Annotated in this window: 10 protein-coding genes; 4 read left to right on the plus strand and 6 right to left on the minus strand. The window is 70.3% G+C overall.

Annotation, left to right across the window (positions count from 1 at the left end):
* Window positions 1-116: 116 nt before the first annotated feature.
* Window positions 117-878, plus strand: a complete 762-nt coding sequence (locus BJ965_RS11820) for an XRE family transcriptional regulator (protein ID WP_221513106.1) — start codon at window positions 117-119, stop codon at window positions 876-878.
* A 51-nt stretch (window positions 879-929) separates the two neighbouring features.
* On the opposite strand, the gene BJ965_RS11825 is transcribed toward BJ965_RS11820, so the two are convergent.
* A complete protein-coding gene (locus BJ965_RS11825) occupies window positions 930-1955 on the minus strand; it encodes an ATP-dependent 6-phosphofructokinase (RefSeq protein ID WP_031105025.1) in 1026 nt (341 codons plus the stop codon).
* Between the two features lie 221 nt (window positions 1956-2176).
* Between BJ965_RS11825 and pta the strand changes: the two genes are divergently transcribed.
* The 3 genes from pta to pyk all read left to right on the plus strand — a co-directional run bounded on the left by pta (window position 2177) and on the right by pyk (window position 6992).
* A complete protein-coding gene (gene pta / locus BJ965_RS11830; protein WP_184908622.1) occupies window positions 2177-4279 on the plus strand; it encodes a phosphate acetyltransferase in 2103 nt (700 codons plus the stop codon).
* Window positions 4276-5490, plus strand: coding sequence for an acetate kinase (locus BJ965_RS11835; protein ID WP_184908623.1), 1215 nt, complete (start codon window positions 4276-4278; stop codon window positions 5488-5490). Before pta ends, BJ965_RS11835 begins: the two co-directional genes overlap by 4 nt.
* 74 nt (window positions 5491-5564) lie before the next feature.
* Entirely contained in the window at window positions 5565-6992 is a 1428-nt protein-coding gene (gene pyk, locus BJ965_RS11840) for a pyruvate kinase (RefSeq protein ID WP_184908624.1), read from the plus strand.
* A gap of 98 nt (window positions 6993-7090) precedes the next feature.
* On the opposite strand, the gene BJ965_RS11845 is transcribed toward pyk, so the two are convergent.
* The 5 genes from BJ965_RS11845 to BJ965_RS11865 all read right to left on the minus strand — a co-directional run bounded on the left by BJ965_RS11845 (window position 7091) and on the right by BJ965_RS11865 (window position 14530).
* Entirely contained in the window at window positions 7091-7480 is a 390-nt protein-coding gene (locus BJ965_RS11845; protein ID WP_184908625.1) for a hypothetical protein, read from the minus strand.
* An 18-nt stretch (window positions 7481-7498) separates the two neighbouring features.
* Window positions 7499-11365 carry a hypothetical protein gene (locus tag BJ965_RS11850; protein WP_184908626.1) on the minus strand — a complete coding sequence of 1289 codons (3867 nt, stop codon included), beginning with the start codon at window positions 11363-11365 and terminating at the stop codon, window positions 7499-7501.
* 415 nt (window positions 11366-11780) lie between these two features.
* Window positions 11781-13019 (minus strand): hypothetical protein, encoded by a 1239-nt coding sequence (locus BJ965_RS11855; protein ID WP_221513107.1) that lies wholly within the window; start codon window positions 13017-13019, stop codon window positions 11781-11783.
* Between the two features lie 91 nt (window positions 13020-13110).
* A complete protein-coding gene (locus tag BJ965_RS11860; RefSeq protein ID WP_184908628.1) occupies window positions 13111-13695 on the minus strand; it encodes a DUF6114 domain-containing protein in 585 nt (194 codons plus the stop codon).
* Window positions 13696-13885: 190 nt separating this feature from the next.
* On the minus strand, window positions 13886-14530 hold the full coding sequence (locus BJ965_RS11865; protein WP_184908629.1) for a DUF6230 family protein: 645 nt from the start codon (window positions 14528-14530) through the stop codon (window positions 13886-13888).
* Window positions 14531-14785 lie beyond the last annotated feature (255 nt).

The following is a 14785-nucleotide window of genomic DNA, read 5'->3' on the forward strand; positions in this document are numbered from 1 at the left end:
CGCCCCCGTCGACAGACGATCTTCGGCCCCGGTCGAACCCGCCGGTAGCCGTAGTTTCGTACAATCCGTGATCCTGGCCGAACAGACCGTAGTCAGCCCACTCCCGCCGCCCTAGCTTGTGGGCCGTGCGCCGACCTTCAGCCCGACCGAGCCAGCCCCCGCCCCCTCCCCCCGGACCGTCCGCCCCGACGGCCCCACCCTTCAACGCCCCCGCCGCCCGCCGGCTGCGCGCGGCCCTCGGCATGGCCCCCGAGCACGTCGCCTACGGCATGCGCGTCTCGTACGGGCACCCGCACGTCACCCCGGACCACGTGATGGCCTGGGAACGCGGGGCCGCCGCCCCGACCAACTCCGAACTCACCGCGCTCGCGGGCGTGCTGTGGTGCTCGCCCGCCGAACTCATCGGCAGACCGCGCACCCTGCGTGAACACCGCATCGCCCGCTGCCTCGCCCCGGAGGACGTGGCCCGGGCCGTGGGGCACGAGGTGCAGGCGTATCTGCGCATGGAGGAGACCGACACCTGGCGCGGCACGGACCGGCAGTCCGCCGCCCTGGCCGATCTGCTCGGGCTCGGCCTGCCCGACTTCGTCACGGTCACGGGCCGCGACGGCAGACTCGGCGCCCTGCTGCGCAGCGCCGCCACCACCCGCTGGCAGGCCTACGTCCGCCCGGTGGCCAAACTCGTGCCCCTGGACCGGCGGTTCCTCGAGGACGCCCTGCGGGGCCTGCACGAGGACTACCAGGGGCACATGGCCGCCACCCTGAGCTGGGGCGGCGGCAGGGGTGACGCGGGCGGCGCCGGCCAGGACTTCCTCGACCGGATCGTGGAGCACTTCTGGACGAAGCTCCAGGACGACACCGATCTGGAGGCCGGCTAGAGGACCGACCCCCGCAAGCCCCTGGAAAGACCCTGAAAGACCTTGGAAGCCCTAGAAGACCGACTCGGCCTCGTCCATCCGGTCCTTCGGCACCGTCTTCAGCTCGGTCACGGCCTCCGCGAGCGGGACCATCACGATGTCCGTCCCGCGCAGGGCGGTCATCCTGCCGAACTGCTCCTGGTGCGCGGCCTCCACCGCGTGCCAGCCGAACCGCGTGGCGAGCACCCGGTCGTAGGCGGTGGGCACACCGCCGCGCTGGACGTGGCCGAGGATGACCGGCTTGGCCTCCTTGCCGAGGCGCCGCTCCAGCTCGTGGGCCAGGGCGGTGCCGATGCCCTGGAAGCGCTCGTGGCCGAACTTGTCTATGGCGCCCTTGACGTAGTCCATGGAGCCGTCGGCGGGGTGGGCGCCCTCGGCGACGCAGACCACCGCGAACTTCTTGCCGCGGGAGAACCGCTCCTCGACCATCTTCACGAGGTCGGCCGGGTCGAACGGCCGCTCCGGCAGGCAGATGCCGTGCGCGCCGGCCGCCATGCCGGACTCCAGGGCGATCCAGCCCGCGTGGCGGCCCATGACCTCCACCACCATCACCCGCTGGTGGGACTCGGCGGTGGTCTTCAGGCGGTCCATCGCCTCGGTGGCGACGCCCACGGCGGTGTCGAAGCCGAAGGTGCGGTCCGTGGAGGAGATGTCGTTGTCGATCGTCTTCGGGACACCCACGACGGGCAGGCCGGCGTCGCTCAGCATGCGCGCGGCCGTCAGCGTGCCCTCGCCGCCGATCGGGATGAGCGCGTCGATGCCGAACTCGTGGATCATGTCGGAGGCGTTCTCGCAGGCCTCGCGCAGCCGGTCGCGCTCCAGCCGGGACGACCCGAGGATGGTGCCGCCGCGGGCCAGGATGCCGCTGACGGACTCCAGATCGAGGCTGCGGTAGCGGCCGTCGAGCAGACCGGCGTAGCCGTCCTCGAAGCCGATGACCTCGTCGCCGTAGTTGTCGACCGCCCGGTGCACGACCGACCGGATCACGGCGTTCAGGCCGGGGCAGTCGCCGCCTGCGGTGAGAACTCCGATACGCATCGTGCTGTGTCTCCTGCTCGCTGTTGACACCGGTGAGCCACTGCCGATTGTTTCACGCCCCAGAGGCCCCTGTGGAACCCCTACGCTGACGGGCGCCTTATCCAGCGGCAGGGGTATTGTCAAGAGGGTTCTGCTCACCTCGGTGGGCGATTTTTGTGCCCCAGGCTGGAAAGCCGTGGGTGTGAGGCCTCCCCCCACTCGAGACGAAACGGAGAGCGCGCGTGACCCGCAGCGTGTACGTGACCGGCATCGACCGCGGCGACGGACGCCAGGTCGTCGAACTGGGGGTCATGGAGCTCCTCACCCGGCAGGTGGACCGGGTCGGTGTGTTCCGCCCCCTGGTCCACGACGGACCCGACCGCCTCTTCGAGCTGCTGCGCGCCCGCTACCGGCTCACCCAGGACCCGGCGACCGTCTACGGCATGGACTACCACGAGGCGTCCGCCCTCCAGGCCGAGGCCGGCACCGACGAGCTGGTGTCCACCCTCGTCGACCGCTTCCACCGGGTCGCGCGGGACTACGACGTCGTCCTGGTCCTCGGCACCGACTACGCCGGCACGCAGCTGCCGGACGAGCTGTCGCTCAACGCCCGGCTGGCGAACGAGTTCGGCGCGTCCGTGATCCCGGTCGTCGGCGGCCGCAAGCAGACCGTGGAGTCGGTGCTCGCCGAGACGCGCAACGCCTACCGCGCCTACGACACCCTGGGCTGCGACGTCCTGGCCATGGTCGCCAACCGGGTGGCCCGCGAGGACCGCGACGAGATCGCCGGCCAGCTCGACTCCCGGCTGCCCGTGCCCTGTTACGTCCTGCCCGACGAGCCCGCGCTGTCCGCGCCGACCGTCTCGCAGATCGGCCACGCCCTCGGTGCCAAGGTGGTGCTCGGCGACGACTCCGGGCTCGCCCGGGACGTGCTGGGCTTCGTCTTCGGCGGCGCGATGCTGCCGAACTTCCTGAGCGCCCTGACCCCGGGCTGCCTCGTCGTCACCCCGGGCGACCGCTCCGACCTGGTCGTCGGCTCGCTCGCCGCGCACAGCGCCGGCACCCCGCCGATAGCGGGCGTGCTGCTCACCCTCGACGAGGTGCCCGGCGACCACATCCTCACCCTCGCCGACCGCCTCGCCCCCGGCACCCCGGTGCTGTCGGTGGCCGGCACCAGCTTCCCCACCGCCGAGCAGCTGTTCTCCCTGGAGGGCAAGCTGAACGCGGCCACCCCGCGCAAGGCCGAGCGGGCCCTCGGCCTGTTCGAGCGGTACGCCGACACCGTCGACCTCGCGCGCCGGGTCTCCGCTCCGAGCAGCGACCGCGTCACGCCGATGATGTTCGAGCACAAGCTGCTGGAGCAGGCCCGCTCCGACCTGCGCCGGGTCGTCCTGCCCGAGGGCACCGAGGAGCGGGTGCTGCACGCCGCCGAGGTGCTGTTGCGCCGCGGCGTGTGCGAGCTGACCCTGCTCGGCCCGGTCGACCAGATCCGCAAGAAGGCCGCCGATCTCGGCATCGACCTCGGGGAGTCCCAGCTGATCGACCCGGCCGCCTCCGACCTGCGCGACTCCTTCGCCGAGAAGTACGCCGCCCTGCGCGCCCACCGGGGCGTCACCGTGGAGCTCGCCTACGACGTGGTCTCCGACGTGAACTACTTCGGCACGCTGATGGTCCAGGAGGGCCTCGCCGACGGCATGGTGTCGGGCTCGGTGCACTCCACGGCCGCGACCATCCGCCCGGCGTTCGAGATCATCAAGACGAAGCCGGACGCCGGCATCGTCTCGTCCGTGTTCTTCATGTGCCTGGCCGACAAGGTCCTCGTCTACGGCGACTGCGCGGTCAACCCGGACCCGAACGCCGAGCAGCTCGCCGACATCGCCATCCAGTCGGCGGCCACGGCCGAGCAGTTCGGCGTGGAGCCCAGGATCGCGATGCTGTCGTACTCCACCGGCACCTCCGGCTCCGGCGCCGACGTCGACAAGGTGCGCGAGGCCACGGAGCTGGTGCGCGCGCGCCGGCCCGACCTGAAGATCGAGGGACCGATCCAGTACGACGCCGCGGTGGAGCCGTCGGTCGCGGCGACCAAGCTGCCCGGCTCCGAGGTCGCCGGGCAGGCGAGCGTGCTGATCTTCCCCGACCTGAACACCGGCAACAACACCTACAAGGCCGTGCAGCGCTCGGCCGGCGCGATCGCGGTCGGCCCGGTGCTGCAGGGTCTGCGCAAGCCGGTCAACGACCTGTCCCGGGGCGCCATGGTCTCCGACATCGTGAACACCGTCGCGATCACGGCGATCCAGGCCCAGATGCCCGCCCCGTCCCCGAGCGAGAAGGCGACCGCCCAGTGAGCCCCACCCGTGTCCTCGTCCTCAACTCCGGCTCCTCGTCGGTGAAGTACCAGCTGCTCGACATGCGCGACAGCAGCCGGCTCGCGGTGGGCCTGGTGGAGCGCATCGGCGAGCAGACGTCCCGGCTGAAGCACACCCCGGCGGGCGGCGAGAGCCGCGAGCGCGAGGGTGCGATCGCCGACCACGACGCCGCCCTGAAGGCCGTCGCCGAGGAGCTCGCCAAGGACGACCTGGGCCTGGACTCGCCCGAACTGGCCGCGATCGGGCACCGGGTGGTGCACGGCGGCAAGACCTTCACCGAGCCGACCGTGATCGACGACGCCGTGCTCGCCGAGATCGAGCGGCTCATCCCGGTGGCCCCCCTGCACAACCCGGCCAACCTCACCGGGATCCGCACGGCCCAGGTGCTGCGTCCGGACCTGCCGCAGGTCGCCGTGTTCGACACCGCGTTCCACACGACCATGCCGGAGTCGGCCGCCCGCTACGCGATCGACGTGAAGACCGCCGACGAGCACCGCGTGCGGCGCTACGGCTTCCACGGCACCTCGCACGCGTACGTCTCGCGCGCCACCGCCGAGCTCCTGGGCAAGGACCCGTCCGAGACGAACGTGATCGTGCTGCACCTGGGCAACGGGGCGTCCGCCTCGGCGGTGCGGGGCGGTCGCTGCGTGGACACCTCCATGGGGCTGACGCCTTTGGAGGGGCTCGTGATGGGTACGCGCTCCGGAGACATGGACCCGGCCGTCATCTTCCATTTGATGCGTGTTGGCGGAATGTCCGCCGACGAGATCGACACTCTTCTCAACAAGAAGAGCGGTCTGATCGGTCTGTGCGGTGACAACGACATGAGGGAGATCCGCCGCCGCGTCGACGAGGGCGACGAGCAGGCGGAGCTGGCGTTCGACATCTACATTCACCGGCTGAAGAAGTACATCGGCGCCTATTACGCCGTGCTCGGGCGGGTGGACGCGGTCGCCTTCACCGCAGGTGTCGGCGAGAACGCGGCTCCCGTGCGGGCGGCCGCCCTGGCGGGTCTGGAGGAGCTGGGCCTGGCGGTGGACGGCGAGCGCAACGCCGTACGCGGCGACGAGGCGCGGCTGATCTCGCCCGAGGGCGCCCGGGTCGCGGTGGCGGTGGTACCTACTGACGAGGAATTGGAGATCGCGACACAGACCTACGCGCTGGTAATTGGTTCGGGGAATCACACCTGAGCGGCATCCCGCCCTTTTGTATTTTCCGCCAGACGGAATATTCCGTTGCGAAACAAACCGATAGGATCGCCCCCATGCGCCGTTCGAAAATCGTCTGTACTCTCGGCCCCGCGGTCGACTCCCACGATCAGCTTGTCGCGTTGATCGAAGCCGGCATGAACGTGGCCCGCTTCAACTTCAGCCACGGCAGCCACGCCGAGCACCAGGGCCGGTACGACCGGGTCCGTGCCGCCGCCAAGGAGACCGGCCGGGCCATCGGTGTCCTCGCCGACCTCCAGGGCCCGAAGATCCGCCTGGAGACCTTCGCCGAGGGTCCCGTGGAGCTGGTGCGCGGTGACGAGTTCACCATCACCACCGAGGACGTCCCCGGCGACAAGACGATCTGCGGGACGACCTACAAGGGCCTGCCCGGCGACGTCTCCCACGGCGACCAGATCCTCATCAACGACGGCAACGTCGAACTGAAGGTCACCGACATCAGCGGGCCCCGGGTGAAGACGATCGTCATCGAGGGCGGTGTCATCTCCGACCACAAGGGCATCAACCTGCCCGGCGCGGCCGTCAACGTGCCCGCCCTGTCGGAGAAGGACATCGAGGACCTCCGCTTCGCCCTCCGGATGGGCTGCGACCTGGTCGCGCTGTCGTTCGTCCGGGACGCCAAGGACGTCCAGGACGTGCACCGCATCATGGACGAGGAAGGCCGCCGCGTCCCGGTCATCGCCAAGGTGGAGAAGCCGCAGGCGGTGCAGAACATGGAGGACGTCGTGCTGGCGTTCGACGGTGTCATGGTCGCCCGCGGTGACCTGGCCGTCGAGTACCCGCTCGAGAAGGTCCCCATGGTGCAGAAGCGCCTGATCGAGCTGTGCCGGCGCAACGCCAAGCCGGTGATCGTGGCGACCCAGATGATGGAGTCGATGATCACCAACTCCCGTCCGACCCGCGCCGAGGCCTCCGACGTGGCCAACGCGATCCTGGACGGCGCCGACGCGGTCATGCTGTCCGCCGAGTCGAGCGTGGGCGCCTACCCGATCGAGACCGTGAAGACGATGTCGAAGATCGTCGCCGCGGCCGAGCAGGAGCTGATGTCCAAGGGCCTGCAGCCGCTGGTGCCGGGCAAGAAGCCGCGCACGCAGGGCGGTTCGGTGGCCCGCGCCGCGTGCGAGATCGCCGACTTCCTCGGCGGCCGGGGCCTGGTGGCCTTCACGCAGTCCGGCGACACCGCCCGCCGTCTCTCGCGCTACCGCGCGGTCCAGCCGATCATCGCCTTCACCACCGACGAGGGCACCCGCAACCAGATGGCGCTGAGCTGGGGCGTGGAGCCCCACGTGGTGCCGTTCGTGAACAGCACCGACGAGATGGTCGACCTGGTCGAGCAGGAGCTGGTGAAGCTGAACCGCTTCAACGACGGCGACATCGTGGTCATCACCGCCGGTTCGCCCCCCGGCGTGCCCGGCACCACCAACATGGTGCGGGTCCACCACCTGGGCGAGGCCAAGGGCTGATCCGCACAGGGCCGTGAAGGCCCGTACACGACAGAGGGCGCCCCCTGGGATCCAGGGGGCGCCCTCGTCCTTCGGCGCTCAGTGACGTCCGTCGGGTGTCACGCCTCGGCAACCGCCCGAACGACGGCCTGGGCCAGGGCGTCGAAGTTCTCCCGATAAAAGCCCAGGCGGATGTTGAACGGCTCCTCCGCGAAGAGGCCGCTGCGCTCGAGGAACAGGGTGGGCGTAGCGCACAGGGCGCTGTGCAGCACGTGCAGTTCCTCCAGGGCGAGCCGGAAGTCCCGTGACTCCTTGTGAGGTCCGGCCAGGCGTTCCAACAACGCGTCGACCGCCTCCCGGCCCGCACCGACCAGCAGGATCAGCTCCGTGTCGCCGCGGTCCCTCCCACGCAGATAGCTCAACGCCTCGTACATCGCCGACGCCTGGGAGGGCGCGAGCCGGGCGATGAACGCGTCGCCGTCGCGGGTGACCTTCAACTGTGTTCTCAACTGTCTCGCCTTCCCCCGTCAGCTCTTGTTGAGGGGCTCGTAGCGGCCGCCGTTGGTGAACGTGTCCTTGTGCATCTTGTAGGCGTGGATGCGGTAATTCTGGATGATGATGATCAGGCCCTTGTCCTCATCGTAGGCGACGGGGTTCTTCTTCTTCGTGTCGAAGTGGGTCGCCTTGCCCTGCCACTTCTTGAAGTAGTCGGCCATGTCCTGCAGATTGCGGCCGACACCCGGAAGGTCGTGGTCCGCCGCGACCTCGAGGTCCGGGTCGCCCATCCGCCGCCACTGGTACTCGACGCCTTCCGAGACATCGGTGCCGAACCTCTTCTCGATGTCCGCCAGCACCTCGTAGGGCAGGTCGTCCACCAGGTCGAAGTCGCAGGCACCCAGGTCGATGGGCTCGTCGTCGTCATCGTCCGACGAGGCCGCGGCGGACGACGACGCCGTGGCGAACCCTGCCGTCCGCACGGTCCCGGCGCTCTTGGCGGACGCGGCGCTCTTGGCGGACGCGGCGCTCTTCGCGGGCTTCTTCTTGCAGGCCGGGAGGTCCGGCTCCTTCTTCGCCTTCTCGGCCAGCTTGCGGAGCTTGTCGAGGGTCTTCTTCGCCTTCGCCGACTTCTCGAAGAACCCGTAGACACCCGAGGCGATCCGGACGATCGCCTTGCCCACCCCGAGGATCTTGTTCGCCGGGACGGCCTTGGCCAGTGTCCACAGGCAGGCCTCGACATCGCCCTTGGTCAGGCAGTTCTTGAGGTCGGTCCAGCCGATCTCGTCGAGGAGGATCTGCCCGCCGTTCTGCTTGACCCAGTCCAGCAGGCTCAGGGACGCCAGGGCGAGCGCGGACCGGTACTGGTCCACGCACTCCTGCCCGCACATGCGCAGGAGCGCGGCCTCCTCATCGGAGGACAGGGCCGGGCCGGGGTTGGCCGCCTGGTCGGCCTGCTCCTTGCGGAGTTCCTCCAGACGCTTGCGCTCCGCCTCCTCGGCGCGGGTGGCGGCGGCGTCCGCCTCCTTCGCCGCGCCGTCGGCGTTGGAGGCCGCCTTCTCGGCCTTGACCGCGTCCGACTCGGCGGAAGTGGCGACGCGGTCCGCGACGGCAGCGTCGGACTCGGCGGCGGAAGCGGCGGAACGGGCGCCGACCGCGTCCCGCTCGGCGTCCGTGGCGTCGCGGTCGGCCTGGGCGGCCGCCGATTCGGCCTCGTTGGCGGCGGAGTTGGCGTAGAAGGCGTCGGTGCCCGCCTGCTGGTCATACTTCTGGGCGCTCGCGTCGGCCTTCTTCGCCGCGGCGGCGTCCGTCGCGGCGGCCTTGGCGGAAGCGTTCGCCGCGGCGGCGGACTCGACCGCCTGCACCGCGTAGTCCGCGGCATCGGCCGCCGCCTGGAGGGCGATCTTGGCATCGCCGGCGGCCTTCTCGGCGAGCGCCTTGGCCTGCGCCGCCGCCTTCTTCGCCTCGTCCGACTTGGCCTTGGCCGCCGTGGCCTGCTGCTCGGCCAGCGTCTTGGAGGTCTGCCCGATCAGCACCGCGTACGCCGCCGAGGTGTCGGTCTCGCGATACGGGGAGCCGATGGTGATCGCCGCGTCGGCCGCCTTGGTGGTCGCGGTCGCGGCATCGCGGGCGCCCTGCGCGTAGTGGGCCGTGGCGGCGGCGTACCCGGCGGTCTTCGCCGCCCACGCGGCCGTCTTCGCGGCCTCGGCCACCGCCGCGGTGGCCTCCTTGCGCGCGGTGATCGCCGCGGCCTGGGCCTTCTTGGCCTCGGAGTCCGCCTGCTTGGCCTTCGTCTTCGCGGAGGCGGCCGCGTCGATCGCCTCCGCCGCCGCGGCGTGCGCGGTTTGGGCGGCCGCGTGGGTCTTCGCGTACGCCGACTGGGCCGCTTCCGCGGCGGACCGGGAACGCTCGGCCGCGCCCTGCGCGCGGGTCGCCGCCGCTCGGGCGTTGACCGCCGCCGTGGTCGCCTCGTTGGCCGCCGTACGCGCCCGGGTCGCCGCGCCCGCCGCGTCGTTGGCGGCGGAACGTGCCTCGGTGGCCGCCTGCCGGGTCTCGGCCGCGGCCGCGGTGCCCTCGGCAGCGGCTGCCGCGGACTCCAGGGCCGACGCGCGGGAGGCGGTGGCGTTCTTCTCGTGCTCGGCCTTCACCGCCGCGTTGCGGGCCTTGTAGGCACGCAGTTCGGCACCCTGCGCCGCCGCCAGCTTCTCCGACGCCGTCGTGCCCGCGGACTCCGCGGCCGTACGGGCCTGGCGAGCCTTGCCCTGCTCGGTCCGCGCCCGTTCCTCGGCCGTGCCGGCCTTCGCCCTCTCGCTCGCGGCGATGTCCCGCTCACGCTCGGCGGTGGCCTTCTCGGCCTCCGCGATCGAGCGCTGCCGCTTCGCCTCCGCGGCCTGCTCCTTGGCCGTCTGCTCCGCCTTCTCGGCGGTATCGCGGGCCTTCTTCGCGGTGGCGGCGTCGGCCGCGGCCCCGGCGGCCAGCTTGGCCGCGGACTCGGCGGCGGCCTTGGCCTGCGCCTTTGCCTCCAGGGCCGCGGTCTTGCGGAACTCCGTGTTCAGCGCGTGCGTCTGCGTCTTCGCCAGCGCCAGCAGCGTCTGGGAATCGGCCACCGTGGCCTTCGCCGCGTTCGACGCGGTCAGCGTGGCCTTTGCCGCTGCCTGTGCGGCGGCGGCCGAGGCCTTGGCGACCTGCACGGACTGCTGGGCGTGCAGCAGACCCCGGCCGCGCGGCAGCTTCGCGGCGTCGGCGATCGCCCACGCCTTCGTCTGCTGGGTGTTCGCGGTGTCCGCGGCCGTCTTGGCCCGGGCCGCCGCCGCGTCCGCGACCGCCACCTGCTTCGCGGCGGCCGTCTTCGCCGCGTTCAGATCGGCTGTCGCCTTCGTGAAGACAGCCGGCTTCGGGTAGTTGATGGAGTCCTTGTGCGCGGCCCAGTACTTCTGCCAGTACAGGATCTGGTCCGCCTGCCAGGCCTGCCGAACCGCCTCGATCATGGCGCCCGTGGCGATCCGGGTCTCCTTCGCCGCGGCGGACTCGGCGGTGACGATCGCCTTGCGCTGCTCGGCCTGGCCGCCGTACTCCGACTCCCATTCCGAGTACGCCTGCATGACCGGCCCGGTCAGCACCCTGTAGTGGTCGATCGGGTTGGCGCTGTCACAGGCCGCCCAGGCCGTCTTCAGCGCCTCGACCTCGGTACGGAACTCCAGCGACTCCGGCTCCGGAGCCTTGGTCGGGAAGCCGCCGAAGCGCAGGAACGTGGCAACGTCGTTGGCCGAGGAATAGCCGAGGTTGCTCGTGTCGAGCAGTTCCTTCCCTGCGACGTCCTTGTACGCGGAGGCCCAGGCGTCGTCGCCGGTGTCGAACGCGTCGAGCACCTTCTTTGCCTGATCCAGCGAGGCCTTGCCCGGCCTCGGTGTCGGGTTCTCCCAGGTCTGGTTGTAGAGGTCGCGCTGGGTGCCGAGGGTGAAGGCGACGACGTCCTTGCCGAAGTCCGGCGCGAAATAGTCGCGGCCACCCGACGAGTTCACCGCCGCATACGGCTTGTTGGCGGTGTCCAGCTTGTCCTGGCGGTCACGGTAGGCAGTCAGATCCGCCGTGCCCGCGTCCACGTCCCGTCGGTGGGCGTCACCGAGTTCGCCGAAGCTCCAGTTGGCCACAACGGTGCGCAAGTCGGCGTCGGTGCCGGCGAGTTTGCCCGCCGCGTACGCCTTCATCTCAGGCCCGCCGTAGTGGACGGCCCGCGCCACCTGGCAACGGTCCTTGCGGGCCTGGGCACCGAGGCTGATGCGGAGGGTGCGCTCGTATGGGTTTGCCGGATTGTCCCCCGGTTCGTCCGCAACGGCGGGGGACGCGGAGACCAGCCCGCCGAGCACGGCGGTCGCGGTCGCAAGCGCGACAGCCGCCACGCCCCGTGGTATGCGGCCGGTCCGTAACCGTCTCAGCGGGCGTCTTCGTGATGTGTGCACGTCAAATCCTCCACGGGTGGTCAGTCCGAATGGTCTGTCGGTCCACACAGGAAGGAGGCATGACAAAGGGTCCCGTCGACGCCCGGCCGGTGGTCAGCCGACGGCGCGCCCGCAAGGAAAGTCAGGAAATGAGAGTCCCCGAATGTAGTGCGTGTGGTCAGCACGCAGCCTTCGCCCCCCTCCCCACGGGGACGCGATCATCATGACATCGGGAATCCGTTCACGAAAGCCTTATTCGGGTTTACGTTCGACTACGTCCCCGCCGGGCGATGAACCGGCGAGGCACAGCACTGTGCCCCGCCGGTTCGAGGCCCGGCGGGGCACAGTCCTTTCGCGGCTCCCGGAGAAGACCGGATCAGTCGGTCACGTACTGATGCAGCCCCGGCACCGTCAGCGTGCCGCCGAACTGGCCGGCCTGGACGACCTTCACGTTGGTGAAGTAGATCAGCGGGATGTTCAGGGGCGGCGGGTGCTCCGGGTCGAACGTGACCGGGATCAGGCCGAGCAGGTTGCCCGAGATCTTCTCCGTGTACATCACCGTCTTGCCGTCGGTGATCGTGGACTTCGACCCCTTGGCCGCCTGGACGTGGTGGGTCTTGCCGGACTGCTTGTCCGTGACGAGCTGGTGCAGGTCCCCGATGTCGGTCCCGTCGTTGATGACGTACTTCAGGACCTTCTTGGTGGCGCCGCTCGCGGTCTTCACCTCGACGATGCCCTGGTAGTCGGCACCCTTCAGCGTCAGCGAGCTGGCCTCCAGGCGCCAGGGCTCGTCGGGCACGAGGAGCTCGTTGTCCACCCCGCCCTCGGCGTCCGTGGCGGCCGGGCAGTCCTCGGGGTCCACGGAGGGGCTCGCGGACGGGCTGGGAGAGGCGGTGGCCTTCTCTGCCGCATCCTCGGCCGCCTTCTCGACGGCCTTGCTCGTGTCCCCGGCCGCCTTCGATGCCGCGTCCGTCGTGTCCTTGACGGTGTCCTCGACCGTGTCGGTCGTCTTCTCGACGGCGTCGGACGCGTCGTCCTCGCTCGTGTCCGAGGACGTCTCGGTGTCCTCGGCCTTGCTCGTGTCCCCGGACGGCGAGGCGGACGCGGAGGGCGTCGGGCTCGGGCTCTCGGTGGACTTGCCGCCGTTGAAGATGCCGCCGATCGCGTCGCCGATGTCCTCGAGGACGTTGCCGCCGCTCTGGGAGGCCGACGGGCTGGGCGTCGCCTCGTCGTCCTCGCCCGACGTGCCCTCGGATGCCGAAGGGGTCGGGGTGGGCTCGGTCTTGTCGCCCTTGTCGTCGGAACCTGAATCCGACGAAGAGGACGAGTCGCCCTTGTCCGCACCCGCGTCCGAGCCGGCGGACGTCGAGGGACTCGGCTCGGCCGCGTCCTTGTCCTCGTCGCCCGCGGCCTCGCTCTCGCTCGCCGAGGGCGACGGGGAGGCGCCGTCCTTGTCGTCCTCCAGCGCCGCGAGGCAGTCCTTGTACTCGTCGGCCTTCAGGCTGTTGGAGGTCGACGGCTGCTCGTCGGCGAGGGCGAGCGTGGGGGTGAATCCCATGCCCATGAGGACCGCGGTGGGCATCGCCGCCATGGCTATCGCCTTGCCGGCAGGCATCTGGAACCGGGTGAAGAGCGGCTTCTTGGGAGCCGCGTGACGTGGCCCCGTTCTCGCCTTCGCCTGGGCGGCGGGAGAACCGTCGCGGGGGTCAGCCGACACGGTACCCCCCGTTGTGGGCCTCGGGCCGGACGCCCTCCGCGGTGCCGTCGTCGCCGGTCCCGAACGGGGCGTGGGTCCCGCCCGTCTCACCGGCCGGGCCCTCGGAAGAGGGCTCCACGGCTCCATCCCCCTTCGGTCCCTTGCCGGCCGCCCGACGCCCCTTCCTCGTCTCCTCCGACTTGCCCGGCACCCAGGCGACGGCGAGAGCGCCGCCGAGCATGGACAGCAGGAAACCGATGAGGAAGCCTCCGATGTTGGAGACCACCAGCGACACCAGGGCCAGGATGATCGCCGCGACACCGGCGAAGACACGCGTCGCCTGCTGGAACCACATGGTCAGACCCAGTGTGATCAGCAGGACCCCGATGATGAGGGAGCCGGCACCCGCGGTGGTCGCCATGGTGAGCGACATGGTGCCCAACTTGAGGGTGGCGTAGGGGAAGTAGGCGATCGGCACCCCGCCGAGGATGGTGAACAGGCCTGCCCAGAACGGCCGGGTGCCCCGCCAGTCACGGAATCGCAGACGCAACCGGGCGAAAGTCCCGGCGCTCTGGACCGGAGTCTCGGCACTCATGGAAAACAGCTCCCTCGGTCCGATGGAGGTACGTACCGGCTCGGCCGTAGGCGTGTGGAGAAGCCGGAAAGTCTAAGTCTGTGTAGCGGCCCGGCACAGGGCCGGGCCCGAGGGGCGGGGAAGCGACGGCCTCCCCGCCCCTCGAAGGGGACGGGTCAGCCGCCCCCGGACACCCGTGGGACGGAGGCTGTCAGTAGCACTCCATGCCCTTGTCCATGCCGAGCTTCATCGACAGGCCGCTGAGCTTGAACGTGCCCGCCGTCGTCGCCCACGCCGTCTGCTTGACGCCGTAGAGGTCGGCCGACTCGGCCTGCTGGGCGAAGCCGCCCGGCAGCGTGGTCTTCGTGTCCTTGACCGCAGGACCACGGGTCTTGTCCTTGACCGCGACACCGATGTCGATGTTCTTGAACTCCGCATCGGCGTCGAGCTGGGCGACGTCGATGTAGAGGTTCTCTGCCTTGACCGGCTTCTTGGCGTCGTTCCCCGCCTCAAGACGGAGGTAGACCGTCTTGCCTATGAGGGGGATCGGCGTCGCGACCGACTGGCACATCTTGCTGATCGTCGCGTCGTCGAACGACGAGATCGCGACGGGAACCTGCGTCTTCTTCTCACCGTCGGTCGAGGTGTAGACGCTGTCGATTCCGCCGTACTGAGCGAAACCCTCACCGTGCAGGTGACTGGCCGACACCTTGAACTGCTGGCCGGAGACGCTGAACGACGCGGCCAGCGCGCCCTGCGCGAGTCCTACACCCACACATGCCGCAGCGGCGACGCTGGGCACCATCACCACAGCGAACCGCTTCCATCTGGTCCCGCCACGCACCTGGGACTCCATATTTCCTCCTTCTCGGACGTACATCGCCTGTCCTGACTCGCCCCGATTGGCGCTCAGCCGGGCAGGGATGGGAGAAGTGCTACGTCCTCGGGAAGGAGAGCGCCTGCGCTCGGCGGCGCAACTGCGCCCGAATCACCGGCGATCACCCCCGAGCGACAACCACTGGTCGCGCCTGACACGCATCACGCACAACCCTGCTGGACAGGCTTCGCCGGAAGGGCGAAGACCCCCCTGTCCAAGAGCCGGCGCCACTGC

Source organism: Streptomyces luteogriseus, from assembly GCF_014205055.1.
In the GTDB taxonomy this organism is placed as follows: domain Bacteria; phylum Actinomycetota; class Actinomycetes; order Streptomycetales; family Streptomycetaceae; genus Streptomyces; species Streptomyces luteogriseus.

What these genes read in the sequence shown, in the direction of transcription:
- BJ965_RS11825 (WP_031105025.1), bottom strand. Translation starts at nt 1,955, where the DNA reads ATGCGTATCGGAGTTCTCACCGCAGGCGGCGACTGCCCCGGCCTGAAC.
- pyk (WP_184908624.1), top strand. Translation starts at nt 5,565, where the DNA reads ATGCGCCGTTCGAAAATCGTCTGTACTCTCGGCCCCGCGGTCGACTCC.
- BJ965_RS11865 (WP_184908629.1), bottom strand. Translation starts at nt 14,530, where the DNA reads ATGGAGTCCCAGGTGCGTGGCGGGACCAGATGGAAGCGGTTCGCTGTG.
- BJ965_RS11860 (WP_184908628.1), bottom strand. Translation starts at nt 13,695, where the DNA reads ATGAGTGCCGAGACTCCGGTCCAGAGCGCCGGGACTTTCGCCCGGTTG.
- BJ965_RS11855 (WP_221513107.1), bottom strand. Translation starts at nt 13,019, where the DNA reads ATGCCTGCCGGCAAGGCGATAGCCATGGCGGCGATGCCCACCGCGGTC.